Below are 17,693 nucleotides of genomic sequence, written 5' to 3'. Positions count from 1 at the left end.
ACAGATGCCAATTGTGGCGATTTCAGGTAGAATAGGGGACAGGAGTTGATCATGTTGAAAACAGTGATTGTGACAGACAGCACGGCCTATGTGCCGGATGATATAAAAGAAGAGCTTGGCATCCACACCATCCCCCTATTGGTGACGATTGACGGCAAGGCATTCAAAGAAGACGTGGATCTGACGACGGGTGCGTTCTACGATCTTGTGCGCGGCAAAGGTCCGCTTCCGAAAACTTCCCAGCCGGCGATCGGCGACTTTGAAGCACTGTACGAAAAACTGTCGAAAGACTACGACGCAGTCATTTCCATTCATCTATCGAGCGGCATCAGCGGCACGTATATGGGCGCGGTGCAGGCCGGGGAAATGGTCGGCGATATCGAAGTGCTGCCGTTTGATTCGGAAATTTCGGCGTATCCGCAGGGGTTTTACGTCGTCCGTGCAGCCCAGCTGGCAAATGAAGGCAGACACCCCCATGAAATTATCGAAGAGCTTCATCAAATGAAGAAGACATTGAAAGCGTATTTCATGGTGGACGACCTGTCTCACCTGCAGCGCGGCGGACGGCTTTCAGGCGCGCAGGCACTTGTCGGCGGGCTATTGCAAGTAAAGCCGATCCTGCATTTTGAAGATAAAGTCATCGTGCCGTTCGAGAAAATCCGCACATCAAAGAAAGCTATGAAACGCATTGCCGATCTGCTGGCGGAAGACGCGAAAGACCAGCTGCTAGACGCGGCGGTCATCCATGCGAACCGTTATGAAGAAGCAGTCGAATGGAAAGAAATCTTGGAGAAAAAACATCCGAACGTCGATTTCACCGTGAGCCATTTCGGTCCGGTCATCGGCACCCATCTCGGCGAAGGGGCGATGGGACTCGGCTGGGTGAAACGGCGCGGAACCTGAGGAGGAACCGTATGGCCGCTAACGAAGAAATTCGGCAATTTCTGGCGGGCCGCATCTGGCTGCGCCAGTTACTGCCGTTTCCGCAAGAGGCAATTGACGAAGCAATACAGCAACAATCCATACAGCAAATAAAAGGGATCAAAGTGAAAACGACATGGCACGGCAAGCACTATACATGCAACCGCTGTCTCAATGAAAATCAGGCGAGATTCACCGTATTCCAGTGCGCGCAGTGTGAAGCGCCATGTGCCTATTGCCGACATTGCCTGAACATGGGGCGTGTGTCCTGCTGTTCGGAATTGGTGATCTGGACAGGAGACGCACCGCTGTTTCCGGCAGAACACCGGATGAACTGGCAGGGCAATCTGACGCCTGCGCAGCAGAAAGCGACAGGTGAACTGCTGGAAAGTACGAAGCAGGGAGTGTCGCATCTGCTGTATGCCGTGTGCGGCTCGGGCAAGACGGAAATGCTGTTCCAGCCGATTCACTATTTATTGAAGGAAGGCAGGCGCGTCTGTCTGGCGGCGCCGAGAGTGGATGTCATCTTGGAACTGCTGCCGAGATTGCAGGCGGCTTTTCCGGATACCGTGGTCGAAGCGCTGTATGGCGGTGCGGAAGTGGAGCGGTTTGACGCACAGCTCATTCTCGCGACGACGCATCAGCTGTACCGCTTTCACGAAGCATTTGACGCCGTGTTTGTAGACGAAGCGGACGCGTTTCCCTATACCGCAGAAGAAACCTTGCAGCAGGCAGTGAGGAAAGCGGCGAAACCAAATGCGCCGATTCATTTCGTCACGGCGACGCCATCTGCTCAGCTGCTTGCGATGAATAAAAAGCAAGGTAATATTTCGCTGCTGGCCCGGCGCTATCATGGACAGCCGCTGCCCGTGCCCCGCCATGAAGCGCTATGGAATTACGACAAGCAGCTAAAAAAGAAGCGTATTCCGAAGAAACTGCTCGACTGGACGCAAAACTGTCTGAATAACGGCCAGCCGTTCCTCATCTTCTTTCATCAGATAGAACTGATGGAGCTGGCGGAGCCGCTGTTTCAGCAGCTGGACGGGAAGATCTGCGCCGTCCACGCAGAGCATGCAGACCGCAAAGAGCGTGTGCAACTGCTGCGAAAGAAAGAGATTCCGGGCTTGCTGACCACCACGATTCTCGAGCGCGGCATCACGATTCCGAATGTGCAGGTGGCGGTCGTCGGCGCCGAGCAGACCATTTTCAATAAAGGCGCACTCATCCAGATCGGCGGCAGAGTCGGACGGTCTGTGCCCCATACGTCGGGTGACTTCGTGCTGTTCCATCAAGGCATCACGAGTGCAATGGACGAAGCGAAACGGGAAATCCGAAAGCTCAACAAAACAGAGGTGACGCTATGAACGGCTGCCTGATCTGCGATAAACCGCTTGCCGACCAGCTGACGTGGCAGCAGCTGCTCGGCATCGCGAAAACGACAGCCGTCTGCCTGCTCTGCCGGAATTCATTCGAACGGATCGACAGCCGGGCGGAAACCGAGTGGCTCGATTCTGTTCATTCGCTGTATGCATATAATGAACAGGCGAGGGAGTTCCTGCATCAATTCAAATTTCTGCAGGACATTGCGCTCGCTGCGGTGTTTGCGGATGATCTCCGGCTTGTGCTGAATGATTCGAAAAAGACTGTCGTGCCGATTCCGATGCATGCGCTGAATAAACGAAAGCGAACGTTCGCGCAAGTCGATGCATTACTCGATGCGGCAGGAGTGAAGTACGAGAACTTGCTGCAGAAAACTACGGAATCCGTCATGGGTGAAAAATCCCGCGATGAACGTCTGGCGATGACTGAATTATTTGCGGTGACTGCCGATATACCCAATAAGGAAGCCATCGTGCTCGTCGATGATATTTTCACGACGGGCACCACGCTGCAGCATGCCGCGCGGACACTGAAGCTGGCGGGCGCGGCACGCGTAGAAGCGGTGACTTTATTCAGACCTACAGGAAAGAAGTGATCAGATATGGCAGAACTAAAAAATTGCCCGAGCTGCGGCGGATTTTTCAATTACACGGGAATCCGCGAAGTGTGCGCGAATTGCGCGGTAAGTGAAGAAAAGATGTACGAAACCGTCTACCGGTTCCTGCGCAAACGGGAAAATCGCGCAGCGAATATTGATCGCATCGTCGAGGCAACAGGCGTGACGGAAAGCCTGCTGCATAAATGGGTGCGCAAAGGCAGACTGCAGCCGGCGCTGTTCCCGAATCTCGGCTATCCGTGCGATAAATGCGGCGCGCTGACGAACAGCGGCAAGCTGTGTGCGAAGTGTACAGATGAGATTAAAAAAGATCTGAATACGATTGAAGCTGCACAAGAACTGCGCGATGCGATGGCAGAACAAGAGCGGGCAACCTACCACGCGCAAAAAGACCGTAAATGAAGAAAAACAGCGAGCAGTTCGTACTGCACGCTGTTTTTCGTACCAAAGCCCCTAAATATTATCGGAAATCTGCCGAAATAAAGAATAAAGCTAAATAAAAGTGCAAAAACGAAAGGAGCGACACCTATGAAACTGGATGGAATTCAAAACACACAGTCGGTTAATCCATACCGCAATCAGCAAATGAAAGTCAATCAGGCGAAACAAACACAGGAAATGAAGACTGACAAACTGGAGATTTCATCAGAAGCGAAAAAGCTGTCCGCTGCTTCACCGGTTGAAACGGCACGCCAGCAGCGCGTACAGGAACTGAAAGCGCAAGTGCAGTCCGGCGACTATCAAGTGGACGCGGATAAACTTGCTTCCAGCATGCTGTCTTATTTCAATAAGCTGTAGGAGAAAGTAGGAAACCACATGTCCATCGAACCAATTTTGACAATGCTCAATCATCTCGAACAACTGCATACGAGCCTGCTTCGTCTGTCCAACGACAAGACGGCACTGCTGAGAAGCGGCGACATCGACGGAATTGATCAGCTGTTGAAGGAGGAGCAGGCGCATCTTGCCGCCATCGTGCAAATGGACCAAAACCGCGTAAAAGCCGTGAAGCAGTACCTGACTGAACAAGGAAGTCCAGTCCCTGCTGAACCGACGATGACGCAACTGATCGAACTGGCGGACGAACCGGACAAACAACCGTTGGCAGAGGCGAAGGACCGTCTCCTGCATGCGATTCATGCGTTGAAACAGCAAAACGAACTCAATCAGAAAATGACATACCAATCGCTTCAATTCGTGAATCTATCGCTGGACATGATCCGTCCGCGTCCGGAATCCGTCAACTATTCAAAAAACGAAGTACAAGGGCAGTCGCAGCAAGGAGCCAAACCAAAGCTCTCCTCCTTCGACTCCCAAGCTTAAGGAGGACACAACATGCGCTCAACATTCATGGGTTTAGAAACAAGCAAACGCGGATTGTACACCCAGCAATCCGCCCTTTATACGACAGGACATAATATTAGTAATGCGAATACTCTCGGATACTCAAGACAGCGGGTTAATATGCAGGCTACTTCTGGATTTCCGGGAGTTGGATTGAATGCCGGGACTATGCCTGGGTTTTTAGGGACTGGTGTGGAGGCTGGGTCTATTCAGCGGATACGCGATTCCTTCATCGATAAACAATATCGCAATGAATCCAACCAGCTCGGCTACTGGGAAAACCGCACGAAAAACATTTCCCAGATGGAAGATGTGCTGGCTGAGCCTTCTAAATATGGACTGCAGGGCTCGCTTAGTGAGTTTTGGGCGGCATTGCAGACATTGGCGAACAGCCCGGAGAACGGCGGTGCACGCGCGGTGGTGGTGGAGCGCGGTGTGGCGGTTGCTGACTCTTTCAAGTATATCGATAAATCATTAAAAGAAATTCAAGATAATATTGGGCAGGAAATTGGCGTTTCTGTAAAAGACATTAACTCCATCATGGACCAAATTGCAGGACTGAATAAGCAAATTGCCGAAGTGGAGCCAAATGGCTATTTGCCGAATGATCTTTACGATGCAAGAGATGCGTTAGTGGATGAATTGTCTACTTACTTGCCAATTGAAGTTAAGAACGTTCCCACTGGTGGTAAAGCACTTGCTATAGCAGAGGGTACACTTACAGTGAAGATTAAAACCAAGAATGGTGAAATAACTGTCATTGAAGGTAAGGATTATGCCAAGATGTCGGTGGTGGGTGGCGATGGAGAAGGAAAACCTGCAAGCCCCTCCGATATGGAATCATTTACATTTGCTGTGGAAGGAAATGCGAGTGGTGGACCATTAACAGTTGGAAATATGCAGGAATCAGGTAAGTTGAGATCACTTGTAGAATCTTTTGGATATCCGGATGAAAACGGTAATGTTAAGGGGCTATATCCTGATATGTTGAAGAAGCTGGATGATATGGCAAAGGCATTTGTTGAAGAATTTAACAAAATTCACAAAACAGGTGAACCACTTTCCGGCACTAAAGTGAATGATTTCTTTCAAGGGAATAGTGCATCGACCATTGAAGTGAATGCAGAGATTCAAAAGGATCCAAATAAATTTAATGCTTCATCTGCAGCGGGTGAAGCGGGGAACGGCGAAATAGCATTACAACTTTCGAAATTTCAATTTAATAAAATTGAGATTGGCGGTATTAAAGATACAACCATCCAATCATTTTATTCCGGTGTAATTGGAGAACTTGGTGTAGAAGGGCAGCAAGCCGTGAAGATGACAAAGAACTCCATGACGCTACTTGGTGCAGTATCGAGCCGCCGTGACTCGGTAAGTTCCGTCTCGCTGGACGAAGAAATGACTGATATGATCCGATTCCAGCAAGCATACAATGCTTCCGCCCGTATGGTTACTGTGATGGACGAAACACTAGATAAAATCATCAATGGCATGGGCGTTGTTGGAAGATAAATTTAAGGAGGTACCATCATAATGCGTGTTACACAATCAATGCTATCTAATAATATGCTGCGAAATTTATCGAATAGTTATAATAATATGGGCAAACTGCAAGAGCAGATTAATACAGGAAAAAGAGTGAATCGGCCATCAGATGATCCTGTTTCTGTAATGAAGAGTCTTGGTTATGGCATGACAGTAGATAAAGTAGGGCAATACCAGAAGAACTTAGGAGAAGTAAATAACTGGCTCGACAGCACTGATGATGCCTTAGACGGCGTGGGTGATGTCTTACAGCGTGCGAAGGAACTTGCGACCAATGCGTCAAATACTGGTTCGATGACAAAAGAAGACCGAGACAAAATAAAAATTGAGCTCGACCAGATGCAGCAGCAACTACATGACCTGGCGAACACTAAAGTTGGAGATAAATATATTTTTAGCGGAACAAATACAGACACACCGCTCTATGCTGAAGGCGCTTATTCAAGTGCATCTGGTATCAATTCGGAAGTTAATATTGAAGTTTTCGATGGAGTTAGTCTTCGTGTGAATACTAAAGCTTTAGAATCCTTTTCAGAAATTGATAAAATATTTAATGACATAAAAAAGAAAGTAGATAACTCGGAGGATTATGACGACACGGTAGAGTTTGGACCAATAATTTCTCGTATTGAGAAAGAGTTCGATAAAGTACTAACAAATAGAGCTGATGTTGGTGCTCGTTCTAACCGCGCAGAACTCATGAAAAACCGTCTAGAAATGCAAGAAGGAGCAGCAAAAAAACAGCGCTCTGAAAACGAAGACGTAGACTACGAAGTGGCAATCACCGAACTGATCACTTCCGAATCCATCCACCGTGCTGCCCTCTCCGTAGGCGCACGTATCATCCAGCCGTCGCTCGTCGACTTCTTACGATAACAAAATAATTCGTATTCAGGGTGCCTGGTATGGACACCATTCGCACGAACTTGCGAATTGTGGCTATACCAGGCATCCGTTTTTAAAGGAGTGAACCCAATGAACATCCCACAACTGCAAATCCAGACCACACCGGCAAAACTGGGCTTGCAAATCGACAAGCCCATTCAGGAAATTGAGCAGCCGAAAGCCACCCAGAGCATCGAACAGCCCGCAGCCATCCTGGAAATGTCAACGACACGCCCGCAACTGTCACTCGATACGACTGAAAACCGTGCTGACATTGACCTGAAAAGTACCTTACGCCGCAGTGCAGATAATGCGCAATACGGCATGCAGAAAGTCCAAGAAGGAGCAGTCCGCCGTGCATCAGAGGGACAGCAACTAATGAAAATAGAAAATGGTGCCAGCATCGCAGACGTCGTCAAACAAAACACCGACCGTCCGCAAGCTGACATCAACGTCCGCTTCGTAGGCGACCGCACCAAACTGCAAATGAGTTTCAGCGAAGGCTCACTCAACATCAACGCCACACCGCAAAAAGCTAACATCGACGTCCAAATCAACAAACCAGTCCACAATTACACGCAAGGGAAATTAACGGGCGTCATGGAGCAGTACAACTCCATCCAGATCGACTGGAAAATGTAGTATACCAAACACCAAGGGTCCTGGTATCCCGAAAAAAGGAGCAAACCTAATGCAAATCCAAACTAAATTCCACGGCAACATCCAAATCGAACCAACTGAAACCTGGCACTTCCCAAAAGGCCTCCCGGGATTTGAAGAAGAAACCGAATTCACCTTACTGCCAATTGAAGGCAACAACGCTTTCCAAGTGCTCCAATCAACCAATCAAGCCAATACAGCATTCATCGTAGCAAATCCATACACACTGACAGACAACTACTCATTCGAAATCGATGAACCAACTATCAACTCGCTCGAAATTACTAAACCGGAAGATGTTATGGTGCTCGGCATCCTGTCCATGAAGCAGCCATTCGACCAATCAACCATTAACCTTCAAGCGCCGCTCGTTTTCCAGCTGCACAACAAGAAAGCAAAACAAATGATCCTCAACGACAACCGTTTCGAAGTCAGACACCAAATCGGCAAAGGAGGAAACTAACATGCTCGTCCTATCCCGCAAACCAAACGACACTATCCAAATCGCAGATAATATTGAGATCCGCATACTCGAAATTAAAGGTGACACCGTGCGGATCGGCATCGAAGCACCAAAATCCGTTGACATCCTAAGGGGCGAGCTAGTCATGTCCGTCAGAGAAACCAACACCGAATCCATCACACTCGACGCAAATCTATTCTCCCAGCTCGTCAATAAAGACTAATATAAACCATACCTCAAACGCCAGGGTGCCAGGCTCCCGACACCATTCGCATGCCCTTAGCGAATGGTGACGGGACCTGGCAACCCGGTATAAAAAAAGAAATACTCCCCCATCCAACCTACTATTAAACAATCCAAACCAATAAAACCAAACCAAACCCAACGACCTTCGGTCATCAAGTCAGATATCAATAATTATCTTACCCACCAACCAAGCGCCACATTGCATACACATTTAAAACAATTTAAAAATAAATTCTAGTAAACACTAAACACTCTATCCACACATCCGATATTAGTAATGTAAGCGGGAGATAGAGACCGGCCGGATCCATCAACCGCCCAAAAAATCGGGTCACAAGGACGTGCACCCAACAAACAATCAAGGAGGAAACTAAAATGATTATCAATCACAATATCGCAGCACTTAACACACACCGCCAATTGGGAGCGAACAATGCACAAGCTTCTAAAAACTTAGAAAAACTATCTTCTGGTCTACAAATTAACCGTGCAGGAGACGATGCAGCTGGTCTTGCAATCTCTGAAAAAATGCGTGGACAAATCCGCGGTTTAGATATGGCAGCTAAAAACTCTCAAGATGGGATTTCTTTAATCCAAACAGCTGAAGGTGCATTGAACGAAACACATGATATCCTTCAACGTATGCGTGAACTTGCAACACAAGCAGCAAATGATACAAATACATCAACAGACCGCGGTGAAATTCAAAAGGAGATTAATTCTTTAACATCTGAAATTAACCGTATTGGTAACACTACTGAGTTCAACACTCAAAAATTATTGAACGGTGAGAAAGATACTACCGTTACTGCGAATGCAGGTGTCACTAATGTAGGTGTTGGTGCCGTAACAGGCACAGCAATTACAGTTGATGGTGTTAATTTAACTGGCTTAACTCTTACAGGTTCCGGTGCAGAAAAAGCTACTGCAATAAAGACTGCGATTTCTGGTAATGGTGAACTGAGTGCTAAATACGACGTCACGACTACAGGAAGTGGTGCGGATGCACAAGTTGTATTGACTCAGAAAACTGGGCAAGAGAGTTCCACAGTCGCAACTGTTAACGCTACGGGTCTGGGTACTGTTACTACAACTGCAGGGAATTCAGCTGGTGAAGGGTTGCAATTCCAAATAGGAGCTAACGAAAATCAGAGTTTAACTTTAGAAATCGCTGATATGCGTGCTTCAGCTTTAGGTATTACAGGAACGGCAGGCGATGCAGGATTTACTGCTGCTGATTCAGTGACGAATGGAACAGATGCTGCAAATACAGAAGCTGCTCTTGATGTTTCGACACATGCAAACGCGGCTGCAGCAGTTACAAAAATTCAGGAAGCAATTGATAAAGTTTCCGCAGAACGTTCTAAATTAGGTGCAAACCAAAACCGCTTAGAACACACAATCAACAACCTCGGAACTTCTTCCGAAAACCTAACAGCTGCGGAATCACGTATCCGCGACGTGGATTATGTTTTATCAGCTGCGTAAGCAACTGAGACAAACACAGTCGTCCTGACTGGTAACGGTCAGAGAGTACGACCGGGTGAATTGCTGGAAACCCCTGAAACTGTCCTTGCCACAACGTAACTGGAAACGGTAAGCGTGAAGGCTCGAAAAAAGAACAGATTGGGCAATCAGCAGCCAAGCTCCTGTCTCGAAAGAGTGGAGAAGGTTCAACGACTAGGATAGACCATCTAACGCGCTCAGCCATGATGATGAAATCCGTAGGAAACACAAGAATGAGTAACTTGCGAATCCGAAGTGCCCGGCCCCTACCCAGAGTGGAGGGTGAAGATATAGTCTAGTCATTAGTGAAAGCTAATGTTCGCACGATGGCGAAAGAGATGATGGACTTCACGAAGAACAACATCTTAACTCAAGCAGCACAAGCAATGTTGGCTCAAGCACAACAGTCATCGCAGGGAGTTTTACAACTTCTTCGATAATGTTGTACGGGCGTCTTATCTGGCAACGGATAAGATCATCACTGGGTGAATTGCTGGAACCTCCTGAGAGCTCTTCTGCCACAGCGGAACTGGAAACGGTAAACGCGAAGGCCTGAAAAAGAAGAGATTGGACAATCAGCAGCGAAGCCCCTGTCGGGAAACCGTGGGGAACGTTCAACGACTAGGATATACCGTCTAAGGCAGTAGCTATGGCGATGAAATCCGTAGGGTGTTACTAAGTAACATTCGAAGTGCCCAGCCCCTTATTGTATGAGGGTGAAGATATAGTCTATTCCATGATCGAAAGACATGGCGGCAAAGCAAGCCAACCAACAACCACAAGGCGTACTTCAATTGCTACGTTAATATGGTTAAACAGACACGATCCGATAACTCGGATCGTGTCTTTTCAAATTTATTGAAGTCATTATTTAAAAGAAAGATATGGGAGCGTGGGGATTCCCTGTCTATCATGCTTTACAAACACCCCTTTCTCCTCAGTTCTTTCAGTTTGTAAACAACCGACCAATAAGACCTGCCTAATTCATCAGCAATCATTTGGTCAGAAAATTTCGCGTTTTTTAATACGGTCATTCGCTCGATCTCCTCCTTCGTATAAGTCTTAAAGCGTTCAGACGAACTGACGACAATTCTGATATCCCGCCCGAATTTCTCTTGCAATGACTCATACTTCAATGAAATATTTTCCTCCAAATCGGTTTTGTATCTCATACAGTTAATTTCTTTCACATACGGACCAATCATATTAAACAGGTGTCGTACTTCCTGTTCCTTGTTCAGCTTCAATAAACTTTTATGACCATCCGGATGACCCGACAATACAAAGCTGGTTCCAAATGTTTCGTTCAAATGATCCGCCAGCACCTGATTCTCCTGCTGCGTGAAGTTCAAGGTATACAGCATAATACTCGGCATGCAGTAGACCGTATGATTACGTGCGTTATAGCGGAAAGAAACTGACAGGCTGCCGTCGTCCAGATAAAGTGCAGCGAAGAATACAGGATGTGTACAACGGGCAAGGAATGTTTTGTCCAATGTCTTACGCCCGAATGGGTATAGAAGTTCGCGCAACTGCTTGAAATACGGATGACTCGCTGAACGCAGATAATTCCCGTTAATGGTAAAGGAAAGATCACGCAGCTGTGATAGTTTCCATTCACGATACCCCCGCTGGCCTTCCCCGAAATGTTCTTGATAATAACAGTTCACACTCCGCGCTGCGCCATTGCTTATAAAACCGTCTCCCAGCAGACTGCCGAACAGGAGCTGCTCCTGATAGTCCGAAGGCTCAAAGGGAGCGATGCTGTCTTCAAACCACTTCCCCCTGTCTGTTACAAGTTGTCGTTTCAACTCTTCCTTGTACAAATCACATTTTTTTATATGATATTTTTTTGCTATGGTGCGAACTTGGCTGATAGTGAGATTGACAGCGTCAGCTACAATACTTGTAGGAGTGTTGGGAAAATGCTGTTTGATATAGGAAATAGTTTCATCACATGGCATAGTAAAAATCCTCCTTTTCAAATTAAAAACCGACTATGAAGGAACGTATGTTTCTATTATAACATGACCTTAACAATTCACGTAATGATCCCTGTATATTGCGGAATCACTTGTTCCAACCTGATAACTTCTCATGACGTCTTCTATGCTCTGCCTTCAAAATACTGTTTCTCAGCCGATATAAACTATATGAATATGTTACACTTTACATAAAACTATTAACTGGAGGCGTTCTCCGTGGAACTGATTTTTCAACAGCAGAAGATCACTCTCGACAATGCAACTGCTGATCATATTATTAAACAAATTAACAACTTACTGGCGAAGGATTATTATTTGAGTCATTTTATCGCAGACGGGATAGAAGTATATGAAAATCATGAAAGTTATCTGAATGAACATGCTAGGGAAATTGAAGAGCTGGAAATCATTGCGAAGACAGTGAAGGGATTTGTAAATGATTTGCTTCTTTCTGCTGAAGAATATACACAGCGCGCAATCCCGGAGCTGGCTCCGCTTGCAGAAGCTTTCTATGACAATCCACAACCTGAAACATGGACCACACTTGATCAGCTGCTTGGCGGTCTTCAATGGATCAATGAAATGCTGATGACTATCGGAAAAAGCATGGCTGTGCCGTCGAATTGGCAAGGATATCTCGCTGTTTCTGATAAAATGCAGGAAGATATTCAAAGTTTGGCCGAAGCCATAGAGAATGAAGACAATGTATTGATTGGAGACATCATTCAATATGAACTGCTGCCGAACTTTGAAGAATTAGAAAAAGAAATACAGTTGACTATGGATAATGAGGGTTTGCGCCATGATCTTAATTGACAATCGTAATGTTTTGCGTTTAAAAGACCGGGAACTATTGCAGCGCCTTTCTAAGTGGGATGACCAGCCAGCGAGCGGGACGGTATTCTCTGAACCAGCAAAAACAGGAGCACTCACATTAAAAATACTGTATGATGGCAAGCCTCTCTATCTGCAAAGTAAATATGACCCGCAGAAAGAAGCAGAGCGGTTTGCCGGGAAATATGATGGGGAAGTCATTAAACATGTGCTCTTTGCGGGTATCGGCACTGGCGCGCATATCCAAGCGTTTATGGAGAAGCACCCTGATGCGAAATTTTCTATATATGAACCAAATGAAGAAGTACTGCATATGTATTTATCGAACTTTTGTCTAGACAACCTGCCCATTCGGCAGTTAGAAAAGATTTTCACTGGAATTGAAGAAGAAACCGTAATGGCAGAGGTCCAGCAAATTCTGGCAGCGTCTAATAATGTCTTAAAAATTATTACACTACCAGTCTATGAAAAGATCTATGGGGAGCAACTTCAAATCATCTTTCAAAAAGCACTTGAATCTGTGAAAGACAGACATAGCGCTCTCGCGACAAATATCGCTTTTCAAAAGCGATGGACCATTAACTCTATAAAAAACTTCCCGACGGTCTTACAAACGCCGAATATCTTGCATGATATTGATCGAAGTGCTTTCGAAGGGAAACCTGCAATCATTGTTGCTGCCGGACCTTCGCTGAATGAGGAGTTTGAGAATCTGAGGCATATTAAGGAACATGGTCTGGCTTATATCTTTTCGGTTGGATCGGCGATTAATGCATTGATTGAGCAGGGGATTTATCCGGATGCTGCTTGTACGTATGACCCGCAAGATATTAACTATCGGGTGATACAAGTTATTAAAGATAAAGATTTAAAAGATATCCCTCTCATATTTGGAAGTAGTGTCGGTTTTGAAACGCTGGAAAATTACCCTGGTGAGTTATTACATATGATTGTTAGCCAAGATACGGTGTCATCGGCTTTTATAGACTTTCCAGAGGAGATGCAGTTGAACTTCGTAAATGACGCTCCGTCTATTGCGGTTGTCACCTTCCAAGTGCTTGCGAAGCTTGGTGTCAGCCACATCATGTTGGTGGGGCAAAACCTTGCCTATATTGCTAATCAACATTACGCTAAAGGCATTGACTATGGTACAGGCAGCCAAACAGTAAGTGAAGAAAAGTTGAGTTCGGCGCTGTCAATAAAAGATGTATATGGTAATGATGTAAAAACAACAGACGATTTTAATCGAATGCGTCAGCAATTAGAGATGTATATTTCAAGTCATCCACAAGTTAAAGTGTGGAATACAACAAAAGGCGGAGCAGCGATTCAAGATGCAGAGTTTAGAGCGCTTGAAGACATCATTCAAGACGATTTAAATAAACCCGTATTTCAAAAAGGATGGACCCGGCCTGTTCACGGCTACCGTACGGACCATCTAGAGAAGAAGCTGCAAGAAATGAATCGTCAATGTGAAATCCTGGGAGCAGTACTTAATAGAATTTTTGACGTCTTAAAATCCATCCATCAAGAAGTTTGTTTAAAGAAAACAAATCAATTAGAAAAAAAATATAATCAGTTGGATACTGAGATTGATGTAATGAAGAATAATAACTTTTATAAGACGTTCGTTGAGCCGATGGTCCGTGTCCAACAAGAGTTCCTTAATCAAAATATTAAGCATGTTAGGCATGAAAATCAAGCCTTGAGAAAGGGCGGGATCATTGTAGCAGAGTTTTCTAACTTTATTACAGAATGTGCGCAAAATTATAATTTTGCACATCAGCTCTACAGAGAAATGAAAAGTGAAATTGAATCTATCATAAATTGAAAGTAGTGGTTCCATGGTACAAGGCAAAACAATATTAGTTACAGGCGGTACCGGTTCTTTCGGTAAGAAGTTCATTAGAAAAGTGTTAACACAAGGCGTGAAAAAGGTTATTGTCTTCAGCAGAGATGAGTTAAAGCAATATGAAATGAAACAGGAGTTTACTGATTCCCGGCTTCGTTTTTTTATAGGTGATATACGTGATAAAGATCGGCTTTATCGTGCATTCGACGGAGTAGATATCGTCATTCACGCCGCTGCAATGAAACATGTAGATGCCTGTGAATACAATCCATTCGAAGCTGTGAAGACGAATATACATGGAGCACAAAATGTCATTGAAGCAGCAATTGACCGCGGAGTCGAGAAGGTCATCGCACTTAGCACAGATAAAGCAGCAAGTCCTGTGAATTTATATGGCGCAACTAAACTTGCTTCGGATAAATTATTTGTTGCGGCGAACTCATATGTAGGAGAAAAACATACTATGTTCTCTGTGGTTCGCTACGGCAATGTAGCAGGCAGCCGGGGAAGCGTGGTACCTTTCTTCAAGAAGATAAAAAGTACAGGGAAGATACCTATCACTGATCCTCGCATGACAAGGTTCTGGATTACCTTGGAACAAGGGGTTCAGTTCGTATTAGATAATTTAGAACGGATGCAGGGTGGCGAAATCTTTGTTCCGAAGATACCGAGTATGAGGGTTACAGATTTAGCAGAAGCCATTGCGCCTGAGTGTGAGATAGAAATCGTTGGAATTCGTCCAGGTGAAAAATTGCATGAGGCAATGATTATGGAAGATGATGCGCGACATACGAGAGAGTATGATACGTATTACGTGATCCAGCCGGAATTTTCTTGGTGGACGGACGAGGAGAGACAAAATTCTAAAGAGCTTTCAGATCAGTTTAAATATACGAGTGATACAAATAATGACTGGTTGACTATTGAGGAACTTCGACAGTTTTCAGAAGAAATATAAAGGAGACGTTAAAAATGAAAATTGTAGCTATCATTCAGGCTCGTATGACCTCGACTCGACTACCCGGAAAGGTATTAAAAAAGGTCTTAGGAAAGACGCTTTTAGAGTTTCAGCTTGAGCGTGTAGCAAGGAGTAAATATATTAATGAAATAGTGGTAGCGACCACTATTAATAATACTGACGATACTATTGTAGACCTATGTACTCAACTCAAAGTTCCGATATATCGTGGATCAGAGGAAGATGTATTATCTCGTTACTATGAAGCAGCTATTCAGTCAGAAGCAAATATCGTTGTAAGGTTGACTTCTGATTGCCCTTTAATCGATCCCGGAATAGTAGACCAAGTTATAGAACTTTATTTGAGTAATCCAAGTAAAGACTATGCTTCAAACACTTTGATTAGAACATACCCTTTAGGAATGGATACAGAAGTATTTAACTTCCATGTATTAGAAGAGGCGTTTAACAAAGCAACACTGCAAAGGGATAGGGAGCATGTTACTTCATATATTTATAGAGAGAATAAAGAGTTTCAATTGATTAATCTTTCACTAAACAGAAATATAAGTTTTAACCGATGGACAGTTGACACAAAAGAAGATTACCTATTGATAAAAGAGATTCTGGAGAGAATTTATCCTGAAAATCCATACTTCTCTATGGATGATATAATAAACTTAATAAATAAGTATCCTGAACTATCAGAAATCAATAAGGGAATTAGACAAAAAAAGATATAGACTTTAATAGGAGTTGAATAGGAATGGCAGAATATCGTACTGAACAGGAAAGTTTTTGGGCTGAAAAATTTGGTGCAGAATATATTAAAAGAAATCAAGAATACATCAATAATATTCCTTTTTTTTCAAATATTTTAATGAAGACATCTAAGGTAGAATCAATTATTGAGTTTGGATCTAATATAGGAATGAATTTGAAAGCAATTAGAAAGTTACTTCCTAATGTTAGTCTTTCAGCAATAGAAATAAACAGCGAAGCAGTTAAGCAATTAAGTGAATTAGATGAAGTTGAAATTTATAATGAGTCAATTTTAGATTTTCAAGTTGATTATTGTCGTGACCTAGTATTAATTAAAGGAGTTCTAATTCATATAAATCCTCTTTATCTTAATGATGTATATGAACTGTTATATAAGACATCCAATAAGTATATATGTATAGCAGAATATTATAATCCTACTCCAATAGAAATAGACTATAGAGGACATAAGGGAAAGTTATTTAAAAGAGATTTTGCAGGTGAAATACTTGATAAATATAGCGATTTAGAGTTAATTGATTATGGCTTTGTTTATCACAGAGATAACAATTTTCCGCTAGACGACGTTACTTGGTTCTTATTAAGAAAGAAGGCATACTAGACTATATGAAAATAATGATACGTACAGATGCTTCTATTGAAATAGGAACTGGCCACGTAATGCGATGTTTAACTCTCGCTAAGCAACTACAACGTCACGGAGCAGAAGTGACGTTTATTTGTCGTAACTTGGTTGGAAATAGCATTGCTTACCTAAAATCGCAGAATGTCGGGGTTCTTTCATTACCTGAAATGAAGGATTCCACCAGTGATATAGAATGGATATCGGAAAATTGGAAGCAAGATGCTAAAGATACAGCTTCATTATTGAAACAATCGGGTTGTAAGGTCGATGTATTGGTAGTGGATCATTATTCATTAGACGAGAAATGGGAAAGGGAATTTGACCAATTGGTCAGCTCTATTTTTGTGATTGATGATTTAGCAAATCGTCCACATAAGTGTAATTACCTTCTTGATCAAAACTATTACCATAATATGCAGGAACGTTATATTGGTTTAGTACCAGACGAATGCGTCCTTTTATTAGGACCGGATTATGTGCTTTTGCGTGATGAATTTATTGAAGCGGCTAAAAGACCGAGAATTCGCTCTGGGAAAGTGGAGAATTTATTGATTTTCTTTGGCGGAACGGATCCGACAGGCGAAACAATCAAGGCATTAGAGGCAGTCCAGGAATCCGAACAGCAGTTTAAAAATATTGATGTCGTAGTTGGGGCATCTAATCCTCATAAAGAAATAGTCGAAGAATTATGTAAAGCGACTCCAAACGCTCAGTATCTCTGCCAAGTAAATAATATGGCAGAGTTAATGATGAAAGCAGATTTGGCTATAGGTGCTGGTGGATCGACAATATGGGAAAGATGTATTCTATTATTGCCGTCAATTATCTTAGTAACGGCGGAGAATCAAAAAGAGGTTACTAAAGCAGTAGCTGAACAAGGTTCAATTTTTTATTTAGGAGAATTTATAGAAGTAGGAAGAAAAGATATTAGCGATAGTTTAAAATATGTTAATAAAAATACCGAATTCTTTAAAAAGAGTATTGAAAACTGTGAAAAACTAATAAGTATTAGGTCAGTAACGGGGCAACCTATCTGTAAAAGGTTGATAATATAATAGGTAGGAGTGATTAGGAATTATGGAAACTG

General features: G+C 43.9%; 20 protein-coding genes. 19 read left to right on the top strand and 1 reads right to left on the bottom strand.

What is annotated here, in order from left to right:
* Positions 1-54 precede the first annotated feature (54 nt).
* From NCCP2331_RS05050 to NCCP2331_RS04990, 13 genes are all read left to right on the top strand, one after another.
* Entirely contained in the window at positions 55-903 is an 849-nt protein-coding gene (locus NCCP2331_RS05050) for a DegV family protein (protein ID WP_153722710.1), read from the top strand.
* An 11-nt stretch (positions 904-914) separates the two neighbouring features.
* Positions 915-2,285 carry an ATP-dependent helicase ComFA gene (locus tag NCCP2331_RS05045; protein WP_251669016.1) on the top strand — a complete coding sequence of 457 codons (1,371 nt, stop codon included), beginning with the start codon at positions 915-917 and terminating at the stop codon, positions 2,283-2,285.
* Positions 2,282-2,896 (top strand): ComF family protein, encoded by a 615-nt coding sequence (locus tag NCCP2331_RS05040; RefSeq protein WP_251669013.1) that lies wholly within the window; start codon positions 2,282-2,284, stop codon positions 2,894-2,896. Before NCCP2331_RS05045 ends, NCCP2331_RS05040 begins: the two co-directional genes overlap by 4 nt.
* A gap of 6 nt (positions 2,897-2,902) precedes the next feature.
* Positions 2,903-3,319, top strand: a complete 417-nt coding sequence (locus tag NCCP2331_RS05035; protein ID WP_251669012.1) for a TIGR03826 family flagellar region protein — start codon at positions 2,903-2,905, stop codon at positions 3,317-3,319.
* Between the two features lie 126 nt (positions 3,320-3,445).
* Positions 3,446-3,715, top strand: coding sequence for a flagellar biosynthesis anti-sigma factor FlgM (gene flgM / locus NCCP2331_RS05030; protein WP_153722666.1), 270 nt, complete (start codon positions 3,446-3,448; stop codon positions 3,713-3,715).
* Positions 3,716-3,733: 18 nt separating this feature from the next.
* Positions 3,734-4,240 (top strand): flagellar protein FlgN, encoded by a 507-nt coding sequence (locus NCCP2331_RS05025; RefSeq protein WP_251669010.1) that lies wholly within the window; start codon positions 3,734-3,736, stop codon positions 4,238-4,240.
* A gap of 12 nt (positions 4,241-4,252) precedes the next feature.
* Positions 4,253-5,776 carry a flagellar hook-associated protein FlgK gene (gene flgK, locus NCCP2331_RS05020; protein ID WP_251669009.1) on the top strand — a complete coding sequence of 508 codons (1,524 nt, stop codon included), beginning with the start codon at positions 4,253-4,255 and terminating at the stop codon, positions 5,774-5,776.
* A 21-nt stretch (positions 5,777-5,797) separates the two neighbouring features.
* A complete protein-coding gene (flgL, locus tag NCCP2331_RS05015; protein WP_251669008.1) occupies positions 5,798-6,685 on the top strand; it encodes a flagellar hook-associated protein FlgL in 888 nt (295 codons plus the stop codon).
* Between the two features lie 99 nt (positions 6,686-6,784).
* Entirely contained in the window at positions 6,785-7,336 is a 552-nt protein-coding gene (locus tag NCCP2331_RS05010) for a DUF6470 family protein (RefSeq protein ID WP_251669007.1), read from the top strand.
* A 49-nt stretch (positions 7,337-7,385) separates the two neighbouring features.
* The gene (gene fliW, locus NCCP2331_RS05005) at positions 7,386-7,817 is read left to right on the top strand and encodes a flagellar assembly protein FliW (RefSeq protein ID WP_251669006.1); all 432 of its coding nucleotides are present in this window, start codon (positions 7,386-7,388) and stop codon (positions 7,815-7,817) included.
* Position 7,818: 1 nt separating this feature from the next.
* Entirely contained in the window at positions 7,819-8,040 is a 222-nt protein-coding gene (gene csrA, locus NCCP2331_RS05000; protein WP_251669005.1) for a carbon storage regulator CsrA, read from the top strand.
* Positions 8,041-8,438: 398 nt separating this feature from the next.
* Positions 8,439-9,551, top strand: a complete 1,113-nt coding sequence (locus NCCP2331_RS04995) for a flagellin N-terminal helical domain-containing protein (RefSeq protein WP_251669004.1) — start codon at positions 8,439-8,441, stop codon at positions 9,549-9,551.
* Between the two features lie 344 nt (positions 9,552-9,895).
* Positions 9,896-10,009, top strand: a complete 114-nt coding sequence (locus tag NCCP2331_RS04990) for a flagellin (protein WP_376776798.1) — start codon at positions 9,896-9,898, stop codon at positions 10,007-10,009.
* Positions 10,010-10,486: 477 nt separating this feature from the next.
* Here NCCP2331_RS04990 and NCCP2331_RS04985 read toward each other — a convergent pair whose 3' ends face one another.
* The gene (locus NCCP2331_RS04985) at positions 10,487-11,533 is read right to left on the bottom strand and encodes a hypothetical protein (RefSeq protein WP_251669003.1); all 1,047 of its coding nucleotides are present in this window, start codon (positions 11,531-11,533) and stop codon (positions 10,487-10,489) included.
* 237 nt (positions 11,534-11,770) lie between these two features.
* Here NCCP2331_RS04985 and NCCP2331_RS04980 point away from each other — a divergent pair, with 237 nt between their 5' ends.
* The 6 genes from NCCP2331_RS04980 to pseG are packed head-to-tail and all read left to right on the top strand — an operon-like array spanning position 11,771 to position 17,661.
* Positions 11,771-12,370 carry a DUF8042 domain-containing protein gene (locus NCCP2331_RS04980; RefSeq protein WP_251669001.1) on the top strand — a complete coding sequence of 200 codons (600 nt, stop codon included), beginning with the start codon at positions 11,771-11,773 and terminating at the stop codon, positions 12,368-12,370.
* On the top strand, positions 12,357-14,219 hold the full coding sequence (locus NCCP2331_RS04975; RefSeq protein ID WP_251668999.1) for a motility associated factor glycosyltransferase family protein: 1,863 nt from the start codon (positions 12,357-12,359) through the stop codon (positions 14,217-14,219). The genes NCCP2331_RS04980 and NCCP2331_RS04975 overlap by 14 nt, the downstream gene beginning before the upstream one ends.
* A 13-nt stretch (positions 14,220-14,232) precedes the next feature.
* Positions 14,233-15,198, top strand: a complete 966-nt coding sequence (gene pseB / locus NCCP2331_RS04970) for a UDP-N-acetylglucosamine 4,6-dehydratase (inverting) (RefSeq protein WP_251668997.1) — start codon at positions 14,233-14,235, stop codon at positions 15,196-15,198.
* 14 nt (positions 15,199-15,212) lie between these two features.
* A complete protein-coding gene (locus NCCP2331_RS04965) occupies positions 15,213-15,941 on the top strand; it encodes a glycosyltransferase family protein (RefSeq protein ID WP_251668989.1) in 729 nt (242 codons plus the stop codon).
* Positions 15,942-15,964: 23 nt separating this feature from the next.
* Positions 15,965-16,582 (top strand): pseudaminic acid biosynthesis-associated methylase, encoded by a 618-nt coding sequence (locus tag NCCP2331_RS04960; protein WP_251668987.1) that lies wholly within the window; start codon positions 15,965-15,967, stop codon positions 16,580-16,582.
* Positions 16,552-17,661, top strand: a complete 1,110-nt coding sequence (gene pseG, locus NCCP2331_RS04955) for a UDP-2,4-diacetamido-2,4,6-trideoxy-beta-L-altropyranose hydrolase (protein WP_251668985.1) — start codon at positions 16,552-16,554, stop codon at positions 17,659-17,661. Before NCCP2331_RS04960 ends, pseG begins: the two co-directional genes overlap by 31 nt.
* The last annotated feature ends 32 nt before the right edge of the window (positions 17,662-17,693 follow it).

It is taken from the genome of Sporosarcina sp. NCCP-2331 (genome assembly GCF_023707945.1).
Classification (GTDB): Bacteria; Bacillota; Bacilli; order Bacillales_A; family Planococcaceae; genus Sporosarcina; species Sporosarcina cascadiensis.
The sequence above is the reverse complement of the archived record's forward strand: the minus strand, read 5'-3'. Positions and strand labels throughout refer to the sequence as shown.

Excerpts from the sequence above, each read along its gene's own strand:
- NCCP2331_RS05045 (WP_251669016.1), top strand. The coding sequence starts at position 915 with ATGGCCGCTAACGAAGAAATTCGGCAATTTCTGGCGGGCCGCATCTGG.
- NCCP2331_RS05040 (WP_251669013.1), top strand. The coding sequence starts at position 2,282 with ATGAACGGCTGCCTGATCTGCGATAAACCGCTTGCCGACCAGCTGACG.
- NCCP2331_RS05035 (WP_251669012.1), top strand. The coding sequence starts at position 2,903 with ATGGCAGAACTAAAAAATTGCCCGAGCTGCGGCGGATTTTTCAATTAC.
- flgM (WP_153722666.1), top strand. The coding sequence starts at position 3,446 with ATGAAACTGGATGGAATTCAAAACACACAGTCGGTTAATCCATACCGC.
- NCCP2331_RS05025 (WP_251669010.1), top strand. The coding sequence starts at position 3,734 with ATGTCCATCGAACCAATTTTGACAATGCTCAATCATCTCGAACAACTG.
- flgK (WP_251669009.1), top strand. The coding sequence starts at position 4,253 with ATGCGCTCAACATTCATGGGTTTAGAAACAAGCAAACGCGGATTGTAC.
- flgL (WP_251669008.1), top strand. The coding sequence starts at position 5,798 with ATGCGTGTTACACAATCAATGCTATCTAATAATATGCTGCGAAATTTA.
- NCCP2331_RS05010 (WP_251669007.1), top strand. The coding sequence starts at position 6,785 with ATGAACATCCCACAACTGCAAATCCAGACCACACCGGCAAAACTGGGC.
- fliW (WP_251669006.1), top strand. The coding sequence starts at position 7,386 with ATGCAAATCCAAACTAAATTCCACGGCAACATCCAAATCGAACCAACT.
- csrA (WP_251669005.1), top strand. The coding sequence starts at position 7,819 with ATGCTCGTCCTATCCCGCAAACCAAACGACACTATCCAAATCGCAGAT.
- NCCP2331_RS04995 (WP_251669004.1), top strand. The coding sequence starts at position 8,439 with ATGATTATCAATCACAATATCGCAGCACTTAACACACACCGCCAATTG.
- NCCP2331_RS04990 (WP_376776798.1), top strand. The coding sequence starts at position 9,896 with ATGGCGAAAGAGATGATGGACTTCACGAAGAACAACATCTTAACTCAA.
- NCCP2331_RS04985 (WP_251669003.1), bottom strand. The coding sequence starts at position 11,533 with ATGCCATGTGATGAAACTATTTCCTATATCAAACAGCATTTTCCCAAC.
- NCCP2331_RS04975 (WP_251668999.1), top strand. The coding sequence starts at position 12,357 with ATGATCTTAATTGACAATCGTAATGTTTTGCGTTTAAAAGACCGGGAA.
- pseB (WP_251668997.1), top strand. The coding sequence starts at position 14,233 with ATGGTACAAGGCAAAACAATATTAGTTACAGGCGGTACCGGTTCTTTC.
- NCCP2331_RS04965 (WP_251668989.1), top strand. The coding sequence starts at position 15,213 with ATGAAAATTGTAGCTATCATTCAGGCTCGTATGACCTCGACTCGACTA.
- NCCP2331_RS04960 (WP_251668987.1), top strand. The coding sequence starts at position 15,965 with ATGGCAGAATATCGTACTGAACAGGAAAGTTTTTGGGCTGAAAAATTT.